Here is a 13,159-nt window from a genome sequence, read left to right as displayed (position 1 = left end):
CTCGACAACCTTTCTTCTTTTACAAAGTAAAGAAACAGAGCAGGTGCTACTCTGTTTCATCAATAATTTCAAGAAGCCGTTTTTTATTCTGTTTGATTTGTTTTTTCCGATTTGAATCCGGCCAGTACTCTTTTCTGACAAACTCGGCAGGCGGCAGCGGAGTTCTGACGGAATGATATGAATCATCCAGGCCGCTTACCAAAAGGTGGGCGTTTGTTCCGCCAAAACCGAAAGCGCTGATGCCCGCCCTCCGTTTTCCATCCTTCCAGCTTCTCAGCTCTGTATTCGGATAAAAAGGCGACTTTTCAAATTCAAAGCGGGGATTTGGCGTTTCACAATTCAATGTAGGCGGAATTTCCTTATGCCATATTGATAAAATCACTTTAATGAAACTTGCCGCTCCGGCAGCGCTTAATAAGTGTCCGATATTGGTTTTTACACTTCCTACTCCGCAAAATTGCGTTTTGTTTGTGTCTCTTCGGAATACTTTTGTCAGAGCCTGTAGCTCAATCGGATCTCCAATCATCGTGCCTGTGCCGTGAGTTTCGACGTAGCTGACTGATCCGGGAGTGATATCGGCTTTTTCAAATGCATCTTGAATAACCTGCTCTTGAAGCTTAGGATTCGGGGTCGTAATTCCCATTGTCGCACCGTCATTATTAATAGCTGATGCTTCAATGATACCGTATATCCGATCTCCGTCAGCTTTCGCTTTCTCCAGCGGTTTTAACAGAACAGCGCCAAAACCCTCTCCGGGTACAAAGCCGTTTGCCCTTTCATCAAAAGTAAAACACTGACCGTCCGGCGAAAGAGCTCCTCCTTCTGTTAACATCAGGTAAGGAATTTCATCCAAAAGCAGATCCGCCCCTCCTGCCAGCGCCATCTCTGAATCACCGTTTTTTATGCTTTGGCAGGCTAAATGAATGCTGACTAATGAAGAAGAACAAGCGGTATCAGAAACCATGCTTGGACCGTGAAAATTAAAGAAATGCGACACATGTGAAGCAATAAAGTTTTGACTAAGCCCGACGATGTGGCTGCTGCTTTCTTTCGGCAGTTTGTGACCGTAGCCGCCCATTCTGGAACCGACAAATACGCCGACTTTTTTTCCCGATAATTCTGTTTCTTCATAACCGGCATCCCGTACAGTCTGTACACTCGTTTCTAAGAAATGTCTTATCAGCGGGTCCGTTTGGATGGCTTTCTCCTCTTCCATACGGAAATACTCCGGATCGAAGCTGCCGATTCCATTGATAAATCCTCCCCATTTGCTGATGCTTTTTCCCTTTTGCTGCACCGGAGAGTAATTTTCTTCTATATTCCACCGGGAATCAGGTACTTCTTTTATATGATTCTTCCCTTTTCTCAGATTGTCCCAAAATTCCTCTTTATCAGCCGCTCCAGGGAACTTACATCCGATTCCGATAACAGCTATCTTTGCAGAGGAAGCCGTCTGCGGTTCTGTATTTCGGCTCATCACAGACTGCATATCATGCTGATTGCTGCTTTGAGAATCAGTCTGTTCGATTTGTTTTTTCAACGGCGGCGCCGTCTTACCGATATATTCCGCAAGACCATGAATCGTGTTGTGTTCAAGAAGCACAGTAGGGTCAATTTTTTTCTGAATCATTGCTTCTATACGATGTATAATGCTGACAAGTAGTATAGAATCCACACCGTATTCCTGAAAATCCGTATTTGGGTTAAGCTTTTCAAGGGGAATGCTCAATTCCTCGGCAAATACGGCAGAAAGTTCACTGACAAGCCCTTCTGAATGATCAAAAGTGTCGGGAGTCTCCTGTCTTCGCACTGGAAATGAAGCCTTGCCGGTTTTATTGATATTCAGGAGACTGTCTGCATGAAACACTGTTCCTTTTTTCACGATAGGAATGATATTGGCCGATTTTCTCTCCAGTGCATGATACAAAACCGCCAGTCCTTCCCGTGTGGAAAGAGAGTCCAATCCCAATTCATCATATAAAGGACTCGTCACAGTACCCATTCCGACTTCTTTCCAGCTCGGCCAATTGATGGACGTGAAATACGTTCTCCCCTTTAGAAAATGATAAGCCGCGAAATAGTCCATATATGCGTTTGCAGACGCGTAATCAGTCATTCCTTTCGACAGTTTGGGTGACTGTGCAGCAATTGATGAAAATAGAATAAAGAAATCCAGCGGCCTATTATTAAAAATCCGCTCCAAATTCTGAAGTCCAGTGACTTTCGGGCCGTACACCGTCTTAAATTCACTCATTCTTTTATGAATAAAGGCCGGATTTCCGCCGCTGTGCAGTCCGGCACAGTGTATGACACCGCTTATATCTTTAAATTCAAGGCTTACTTGGTGAAAGAATGAACGCAGCTTCTCTTCATTTGTGAGAGAACCGCTGTAATACAGATAGTTGACACCTTTCTCTTCAAAACTTTGAAACAGTTTGATATTGCTGACTGTCTTTTCGTCCTGTCTGCCCTCTTTCAGCAAATGATCCCATTCACTTCGCAAAGGTAATGGACGCGTCCCCGTCAGCACGAGTTTTTTCACTCCCCGTTTCACCAAATCTTCAGCTATTGCTCTGCCAATGCCCCCTGTCCCGCCGGTAATCACGATGGCTTTATCCGCAGGAAATGAAACAGGCCCGCCAGTATGGATTCTTTCTTCTTCAAAATACGGAACATATCTGACGCCGCTGCGGTAGCATACTTCATTCTCTCCGGTACATTGCGCCCTTTCATTCTCAAAGATCTGTTTCAGCTCATGCGTTTCTTTCATGCTGTCTATATCTATTGTTTTCACATGGACAAAGCCGTATTCCGCAGAAAGGGCTTTCAGAAAAGCCGCTGACTCTGCCCCCGTCAGCTTTGGTTTTTCCGCTTTAAATACCTGCAAGCCATTGGTGATTTGTAAAATGGATAATGGTGTTTCCTTTTTACTCCGCTTAATTATTTCTTGTATAAATAAGAATTTACCATATGGGATGCCGTTCTGATTTTCACTCTGGTTTCCGATATCTGAGAAATCAAATATATTTTCGACCTGCCGCTCACCGCCCGAGAAGATCTCACGGATAACGTCGTATGCGTGGTTTTCATCTAATAAAGAACACTCAAACATTTGATCAGAGTGTTTTATAAATGAAGAGTGATGTTTTATGACAATCAGATTCTCCTGATCTATATCCGAACAAATGGTGCGGGCAATTGATTCTGTGTCTTGATTTACAAATGCTACTGTCAGTCCGTACTCTTTTGTTTCGGATGGATTTACAAACGGATTCTCCCTCCATTTTTTTTGCAAATGATGTTGAAAAGAATGCTGAGGGATCTCTGCCTTCTCAGTCCTGGACGGAACCCAATAACGTTCTTTTGCAAACGGATAAGTCGGAATTGAGATCCGTTTACCCGGCTGCTGTAAATGTTGATGAACGGATTTCCAGTCGATATCCGCCCCCCAAACCCATAATTGAGCCAGCTTTTCCGCTTCACCGTTCTCAATAATGGTCTTTACAAACAATTCACCTGCTCTGCCTTCCGTTAACGCCTTCATTTTTTCAGCAAATGCATCTGCTGATTGCTGATTAACATATACGCCTGGAACTTGCTTGTCACCGCGGCAAAACTCAAATAATTTATCTTTCATTTCTTTAAGAGAGGTACCGGTGATCGCCGCTCTGGCCTCCATCGCTTCTCTGCCCGATTGTGTAGTGTATGCCAGATCCCGTAAAACAACGCTTTCCGATTGGCCGGCTTCCATCACTTCATTCGGGAACATGTTTCTTATCGCTCCGGCATATTCCTTCAATAAGTATTCAGTAACCGCTTGAATGGAGGCGCAATCAGTTAATTCATACATCGTGAGTTCAATATGAAACATTTCGTTAATAAAATCCGCCATCCGGCTTAATTCCAAAGGCCCTACGCCAAATTCACTCAGGTGATCAGCAATATTAATTTCTTCCGGATGGATATGAAGCAATTCCGAAACAAACGGTTTGAGTACTTCATTCACCTTTTCTTTCATATCAGGCTGTTTATCCTTTACTTCAGTACTTAGTGAACGTTGAATAAAATCTTTCATGTTTTCGGCATACTCAAGAAGACGTTCATTGTCTTTGGCAGATAACAGGACAATATGCGGTTCGTTCTCAACATGTTCTGTTGAGACGTTTGTTTCTTCATATTCTTCTATAATGATATGAACATTCGTTCCTCCGGCTCCGAATGAGCTGATCCCCGCTCTTCTCGGAACAGTTACTGTTTTTCCGTTTTCCTGCAGTTTCGGTTTCTTCCAGTCTTGCAATGACCGCTGTACATAAAAGGGAGATGCTTTAAAATCAATATTTGGATTCAACGTCTCCGCATGTATGGAGGGAAACAGTTTTTTCAGTTTCATTTGCAAAAGAACCTTTGTCAAACCGGCAATTCCCGCTGCGGCCTCAAGATGGCCGATATTTGATTTGACAGAACCGATTGAACAATATTGAGTGTGCTCCGTAAATTCCCGAAACGCTTTTGTTAATCCGGTGATCTCAATCGGGTCTCCCAGAGAAGTTCCCGTTCCGTGAGCTTCAATATAACTAATTGTACGAGGGTCAATACAAGCTTTCTGAAGCGCGTCCTGTATCAGTTCAGACTGACCATTCGGATTAGGAACCGTAAAACCGTTTGTTCTCCCTCCGTGATTGACCGCTGTCGCTTTAATCAGCGCATAAATATGATCTCCGTCCCTTACCGCTTCCGCCGCCGGCTTTAAAAGTACGGATCCCACTCCTTCTCCCGGTACATAACCGTCACCGCCCTCGCCGAATGTACGGCATCGGCCATCACTTGCAAAGAAGCGGCTTTGATTTAATAATGTATATTTATTCGGATGAAGCGTAAGATTGACCCCGCCCGCAACAGCAAGGGTGCTTTCTCCTCTTCGTATACTTTCACAGGCTAAGTGAATGGCGTTAAGAGAGGATGAACACATTGTATCAACCGCCATACTCGGCCCCTTAAAATTAAAGAAATATGATATTCTGTTTGCTATTGCAGAAAATGGAGACCCGACGGCCAGTTCATTTCCTTTAAGTGATTCTTCAACGCCGAAAAATTGATAGCTTCCATATGTGACGCCTGCAAATACTCCGACCTTTTTGCGGGTCAGATCTGAAGGTTTATAACCCGCATCCTCTATGGTATTGTACACTGTCTCTAAAAAGAGGCGTTCTTGAGGATCAAGAAAAGCCGCTTCTTTCGGTGATATCCGGAAAAATAAAGGATCAAACCGGTCTGGATTTTTCAGAAAACCTCCCCACTTATAGCAGCTTCCCTCCAGCATTTCCTTCCGGTCATCGGGAATTTCGCTTACGCAATCCCGTCCATTCATCAGCACATTCTGGAACTCCCTGATGTTTTCCGCACCCGGGTATCTGCCGCTGACACCGATAATCGCTATATCAGCAGAAAGGGGATCGGCCGCAATGTGCTCTTTTGAATCTTCTCCTTCAGAGCGTACCGGCGCTTTTGTTTCCACTGGTTTTCTTTTTGGCTTTTTTTGATATGAAACAAGTTCAGATGTGCCGGCCGGGTTCAGCAGTTTCATCATTCGTTCGCTGTGATGACTCAGGAAATATTCGGCTAACTGCGATATTGAATGATACTCAAAAAATAATGTTTTCGACAATCTGCCGATACTTTGCTCCAGCTTTTTAGTCAGACGCATGATCATCACTGAATCAATGCCGTATTTCTCCAGATATTGTTTTTCATCTATGAGTGAGGCCGGTAATTTCAATTCCTCTGACATTATATTTTTCAGATAACTGATTATATTTTGTCTTAATTCATCGTTTTGCAAATCGGCATCTTCCTGCTGCTCTGAATGAAAGCTGATTGTGCCGGCACGCTTCAGCACATCCTCAATCTTTTCTTTACGGCCTTTCAGGGCAATCAGCTGTTCAGATGATTGACACAAGCTGTTCTCCAGAGCCTGTATTCCGTCACTGTCATCTAACGGGTCAAGACCGAGTTCCTGTTTCATGTAGGATACTCCTTCATCGTCAATATTCATCCCGCCGGAAGTCCATAGCGGCCAATTGACTGACACTACCCTTTCGGCAGACTCTGTCGCGGTCATAACTGCTGCATACTGATCCAGAAAGGCATTGGCGAAAGCATAGTCACATTGGCCGGCTGAGCCGAAGACTGCCGATGTGGATGAAAACAAGACAAGTAATTCAACTTTCATTTTTTTGATTTCTTCCGCCAGCCACAACGTGCCATAAACTTTCGAACCTGTGACTTGATCAATTTCTTCTTTTGTCTTTCTTAAGATAAAAGAGTCACGGAGTACGCCGGCACTGTGAAATACTCCATGTAAGGTGCCGAACTGCTCTTTTGCAAAAGCAAACATCCGTTCAGCATCACTTTGTTTTGAAACATCAGATCGGATATATTCAACTGTTGAACCTGAACTTCTTAAATATTCGATCTTTTTCTCCTGCTCTTCAGTTAAATCAGAGCGCCCCGTTAATATGAGATTCGCTTTCCATTTTTCCGACAGATGTTTTGCCAGAATATAACCGAGACCGCCCAGGCCTCCTGTAATCAGATAATTCCCATGATGTTTCAGCGGCTGAGTTAAATCGAATGAGCCGGCTTTATTATAGCTTTTCGTAAAACGTCTGCCGTTTTCATAGCGCACTTCAAAATGGATATCCCGTTTTTCGTCACACTCTCTCTGATATATGTCCGCTATTGCTGGAAGAGCGGCTCCCGCACCCTCTGATTGCGTGATATTGATAATCTGATAGTGAAAATTGGGGTGTTCCTGGTGAACGGTTTTCACCAATCCGCCGAGCGCATGATGCAGCGGCAGTTGTTCTTTATTCTCAGTTTGAAAAATATGCGTCAGCTTTATTATCTTTTTCCATTTTAGTTCAATCAGCGCCTGTGTAATATACAGAAGAGAAAACAATCCGTTTTCCAATTGTTTCTGTATACCTCCTTTACTCATGTCAGCCTGAGAATCAGACCACAAGTGAAGAATCTTTTCGGGCAGCTGATAATGATCATGAATGTATCGGAACAGCTTTAGATAATCGTGTTTTTTCACGTGGTTCATACAAATCGTATCATCATGTAAAACAGCAAATTCTTTTCCACGGATGACAAACAAGAGAGTACAGTCCTTAAACAAACCGCTCAATTCTTGTATTTGCCGTTCATTTTCTGCAAAAATCAGGAGCAATCCCGTCAAGGGTACGCTCTTCTTACTCGGAATGAACGATTCTGTCCATTCCGGCTTGTAATAAAAAAGCGGATGGTTCGATGCCCGTGATTTTTGATTCTGAATGGATGTCACACGGGCATAGCCTTCGTCAGCCGACATTTGTCCTGTTTGAATCAGATCAAGAATATCGCTGATTTGTTCACGTTTTCCGTTCATCATTCTTCCCCCATTAATTGTTTCAATACTGCCTTCTGATCAATATCATTGGTTTCCAATTGACGCAGGAGACGAATGAGTTCGTCGTCCGTCTGAACAGTGTCTTTTTCATGACCATATCTGAATCTCACATCTCTGCACTCTGCCAGAATGCTTCCGTTTCCATCTGTAAATGTCATATGACACGTTACATCACGGCTGTTCTGCCGGTTCTCTTTTTGAGTATAGACATAAAAATTTTGAGCGAGAGGCTGATAGACATCCGCCGCTCCCATTCCGATCAATTCCGGGAAGGTTTCTCCGCTGACAAAAAACGCACTGGCTTGAATCGCGGACTCAAGCGCTTCAGGAGAGATCGTAAAATTCTCTCTTTTTGCATAAAGCTCATCCGGCAATGAATGAAGCGACAGCATTCCGTCACTGTTTTTCGCTGATTCAATGACAAAAGGCGCTTCAGCCGGATGTTCAGTCATTTCTGATTTGACTTCAGCAATATCAAGCGCTTCAGGAAGCATACCGCTTTCAGGCTTAACAATATGCGCATTTCCCCTGGCAAGACGTACTTTATTCTCACTTTTTGTGTTTGCATATATGTCAAATCGCGCAAAGCCGCGCTCAGGCGTCAGCGTAATCATCAGTTCCCGTACAGTCATTCCGTTCATGCTTTCGGTCCACAATAAATCAGTTAATGTATGAACTGGTTGTCCAAATGCCTCCGCTGCATTGACGATAGCCATTTCAGCCAAAGATGCATAAGGGAAAAAGGACACGTTTCCTTCAGACAGACTTAGTGCGAACGGATGATTACGGCTGATTTTTTTCGTGAAACTGAACTGATTAAAATCGGACGTGTTACTCCCCAAGAAAGGATGACCTGGCTTACTCACATCCGCTGAAACAAGTGCGTCCCCTTTTTCCGCTATCCAATACCGCTGTTTGATCAGCGGTTGTCCCGGAATAGAAATCCTGCGAGCATTCCGATTCACCTCAAAAGTCTCCCAATCTATCTTTCTTCCATTTACCCATTTGGATGCTGCTTCGGCGTAATCTGAACAAACGTGAGGCATTTCATTGTGAACTTCTGATTCGAATGTATGACCGGTATGGCTCAAGCTGCTTTTTTCACCCCTGATATAAGCTGAAAGCTCTTCAGCAATGACCTGCCCGGAATCTGCCACTATCGCCAGCCGTTCTTCCATATGATCTCGTCCCGTCTGAAGTGTATAGGCAATATCCTGAAGACGCAGTTTATGATTGTTATCCTTCGATTCATTTTCTGATAGAAAATCAGCCATAACCTTTGCATATTTTATCAGCCGTTGTTTGTCTTGAGCCGATAAAACAAAGATCACTCGGCCGCTTTGATGGTCAAAAGCTTTTGGCGGCTCATACGCTTCCAATATAAGATGCGCGTTTGTTCCTCCTGCCCCAAAAGCGCTTACCCCGGCTCTCAAAGGGTGAACAGCATTGCTGTTTTGCGGAATATTCCATTCAGCCGCTTTCCGCTGCACTTGAAAAGGAACCTGATCAAAATCTATAAACGGATTAACAATATCGGAATGCAGAGAAGGAACAAGCTGCTTATTCTTCATTTGGAGAAGCACTTTCGTTACCGCAGCGATTCCTGCCGCAGATTCTAAATGTCCGATATTTGATTTCACCGAACCGATGGCGCAAGGATGGTTCAATTGATAGGAATCTTTCAGTCCTTGAATTTCAATCGGATCGCCTAATGACGTCCCCGTTCCATGCGCTTCAATATAATTGACGGTGTTCGGATCAATGTCAGCTTTACGAAGCGCTTCTGAAATGACCTCCGCCTGCGCATCCGGATTCGGTATGGAATATCCGCTCGTCTTTCCTCCGTGGTTAACGGCGCTTCCCTTAATCACACCGTATATTTGATCTTGATCTTCTATTGCTTTTTTCAATGGTTTTAACAATACGGCTCCGACTCCCTCACCGGGAACATAACCGCTTCCGTCTTTTCCAAAACTCCGGCATCTGCCGTCACTTGATAGAAACTGTCCCATACTGAGGAACTTATATTTATTCGGATGTATTGACAAATTCACTCCGCCGGCTAATGCCATATCGCTCTCTCCGCAATGTATGCTTTGGCATGCGTAATGAATAGAGGTCAGTGATGAAGAGCACATTGTATCCAGAGCCAAACTCGGACCTTTTAAATGAAAATAATAAGACACCCGATTGGCTATTGAAGAATAGACGGAAGCCGGCGAGAAAGCCGCTCCATTTTCTTCCCCTTCAAATAGTTGATATTGGCCCCACATGGCACCGACAAATACACCGACTTTCATCTTTTCCAGCATGTTTCTCGGGTACCCTGAGTCTTCAAAACAATTTTTGGCCGTTTCTAAAAAGAGCCTTTCCTGGGGATCCATAAGTTCTGCTTCCCTTGGGGAAATATGAAAGAAAAGCGGATCAAATTGATCGGCTCCGCTGATAAAACCTCCCCACTTGCTGTAAGACTTCCCTTTCATATCTCTGTCTTCGCTGAAGAAATCATCCATATTCCAGCGGTCAGGCGGGATTTCTGTAATACAATCTTTTCCGCTCTTTAAATTCTCCCAAAATTGAGATAAGTCTTCAGCCATCGGATACTTCCCGCTTAATCCGATAATGGCAATGTCCTCATGCCTTGTATCAGCTTTCTCATTTATTTGGATCTTGCAGTTTTCATCCTCTATGAAGGTATCTTGAAGTGCAGATTCTAATTTTTCTTTGTCACCTTCAAACACGATCAGCTGTGATGCGTTCAGAGAGAGTGAATCTTGAAAAGCTTTGATCCCATTGGTTTTACTAAGGGGAACCATACCGATTTTTTGTTTCATCCATTTTTCAGTTTGTTTATCCACTTTCATGCCGCCGTCTTCCCATAGCGGCCAGCCGATGGCTACTGAGACGCCGGAGCGTTCTTTTTTCCGCCTCATTCCTTCACGCCACTCAGCGAAAAGATCAATGAAGCGGTTGGCCAATGCGTAATCCGTCTGTCCGATATTCCCGTACATCGAGCTGCTTGATGAAAACATCACAAAGAAGTCCAAAGGTTCGGTTTGCAGCAAGCTGTCCAATAAGACCGTCCCATTTATTTTCGGAGCGATCACTTCCTGAATTTCATCTTTTGATTTTTGAATCAATAAAGCATCGTGCGTCACACCGGCACTGTGTATCACACCGTTGACTTCTCCGAATTGCCTTTTAATGGTTTTTATGATTCGCTCTGCATCGCGGCTATCTGAAAAATCACCTCTTATATATTGAACCGAAGAACCGCCTGCTTTCATTCGGCTGATTTTGTTCTTTTTGTCTTCCGTAAGTTCAGAACGGCCCGCTAAAATAATATTGGCTTTCGTTTGGTCTGCGATATGTTCTGCAAATATAAGGCCTAAGCCGCCGGCCCCTCCTGTAATCATGTATACTCCGTTTTCTTTAAAGGAGAAACCTGCGTTTTGAGCCGGTTCCGCTTCCCGTAAGGCTCGGACCCAGCGCACATTTCCTTCATAATAAAGATCGGTTTCTCCCGGATGCGCTTTCGTAGATTCGACTCTGATGATTTCAGCTGTAAGTTCCGGCAACGATGACTTGTCTGAAACTGATATCCCGATTGTCTTAAGGGCCAGTTTCGGGTTCTCAAGCAAAATAGACTGCCCTGCGCCATGGACTGAAGCGTAAAGCGGCTGATCATTTTTATGGTCCGCCGGATAAAGGAAAAGCGATACAACCTTTTTTTCCGCCTTGCTGCGCATCAATGCCCGGCTGAAAAAGAATAGCGGGTAAGCCCCTTTAGAAAGCTGTTCACTTATTTTTTCCGGGCCGGCAAATGACCCTTCCGGCCACCCGTAAACCACGGTGTCGGGCATTTGCCCCCTTTTTTTCAGATCAGCTGCAAGCCTGTCAAAGTGAGCTTCCTCCCTGTGATCTATCTCATAAACACCGTCTCCGTGATAGGAGAAACGATTCCCTGATAAAACGAGAATGATCTGTGTATTTTCGAATCCATTTTCAGCATTTTCCCGCATAAAATGAAAAAGCTCTCTGTCATATTGAAACAGCAGGCATGTTCTTTTCTTTTTATTTCCGCAATTCGGGTCCCAAGCGGCAGCCTTTTGTCTCCAATGCGGCGTTAAATAGGTCAGAGCCGTATGATTCTCTCCATGATGAAGAGGGCGGTCTTTTTCAACGGAAGTCTTTTCGCCGCTCTCTGCAAAATAATTTGCAAGTTTTTGAATCGTCGGATACTCAAACAATAAAGTAGGGTACAGTTCCCTGCCTGTTTTCTCTTCCAATGCCTTTACGGCTTGCATAAGTGTTACGGAATCGAGGCCTTGTTCATAAAAACCTTTTACAACAGAGAGTGTTTCAGGAGCAGTCCCTTTGATATCTGCGATCAGCTGCTGAATGTCTCCTTCTGTTATAAGAGCGGAAAGATTTTCGTTCTTACTTTCTTTCAAGTCAGGCTTTTCAGCCGGTAGATTTCGCGTTAAGAAATAACTGGACATTTTTTGATTTTCTTTAATATACGCGGCGAGTTCCCGGATCGTTTTCTGCTCAAACAGGAGTGTAGGATACAGCTGTTCCCCTGTTTTGTTTTCAAGTTCTTTGACAATGGCAAGCAAAGAAGCTGAATCCAGGCCCTGTTCATAAAAACCAATGTCTGTCCTTATGTCACGCAGATCTATATTTGAAACCCCGGATATTAATTCTTTAAGGTGTGTCTCGATGCTTTCGCTTCGATTTATGATTGAATCTTTTCTGATCAGGCTGTCTTTTGGCTGAGAAGCCGCTTCAGTTTCCAAACGAGTCTGCTTCAGGTTTTCAATTAAATCTTTTGAGCGAATATGTTTCACAGACAGCCGCGTAAAATAAGCGATCATCTCCCCGTGTGCATCGTATAAACCGTAACTTACTTGGATAACATCCCCTGAATCATGATTTTGGTCTTGCTTCTCTATGTACACATAACACCTGTCTTCCAGGCGCTTCGTCATACGGAAAGATTCAATATGAATGGGAATATACGTTTTCATCCGGCTTGCCGGAGATCCTTGAGTAAAATATTCGGGACATGCCTGATAAAGGATCGATATGATGGTAGACGCATCAAGAAAAGTGGGATGCAATTGAAAATAGCCGGTATATTGATTGGCAATTTGGCTGAGCGTCAACTCTGCAAGTACAGAATGGTCAGACGCATAAACCTTCCCCAGACTCTTCATAAATTCAAAATGTTCTATATCGACCTTTTTTAAATAGTCATAACATATCTCCATATCGGCTTCACGGACGGAGGCATGTTTGATTTCATCAATATTGATTGAACTCATGCTTTCCGGGATTTTCGGCATGAGCCTGCAGGTCATATTCTCATCCCAGCTTTCATCCAGAATGCGGTCATCTTTTACTTTTCTGCTCTTCGCCTGAATTTCCCATCCCTGTTCCAATCCCTGAAAACGGATGCGGATTTCTCTGTCAAAGGTATCCGATGTTGCTACAGGTTCCAAATACAAAATATTCTGACACTCGAGTTCTTCAATAGGCAAACCTTTGCTCAGCGCCATACGGTATATCATATCTAAAAATGTGACACCGGGTATAATCCGGGTGCCATGCACCCGGTGATCCCTGACAATATAGTCCGTATGTTTAATTGTTAATGTGAACTGATAGTTTTGATTACTGGCCACCTGTCTCATTCCTTTTCTTTTC

The 13,159-nt window shown here is 43.8% G+C and carries 2 protein-coding genes; both read right to left on the bottom strand.

Translation table 11 applies throughout. From position 1 onward, the window contains the following. Positions 1–46: 46 nt before the first annotated feature. Entirely contained in the window at positions 47–7,429 is a 7,383-nt protein-coding gene (locus ACNFN4_RS14920; RefSeq protein WP_448200283.1) for an SDR family NAD(P)-dependent oxidoreductase, read from the bottom strand. Next, complete coding sequence (locus tag ACNFN4_RS14915) at positions 7,429–13,137, bottom strand: SDR family NAD(P)-dependent oxidoreductase (RefSeq protein ID WP_448200282.1); 5,709 nt, start codon at positions 13,135–13,137, stop codon at positions 7,429–7,431. Before ACNFN4_RS14915 ends, ACNFN4_RS14920 begins: the two co-directional genes overlap by 1 nt. Between the last annotated feature and the right edge of the window lie 22 nt (positions 13,138–13,159).

Source organism: Bacillus sp. N1(2025) (assembly GCF_053470005.1).
Note: the sequence above shows the minus strand (reverse complement) of the source record. Positions and strands in the feature narration are given on the sequence as shown.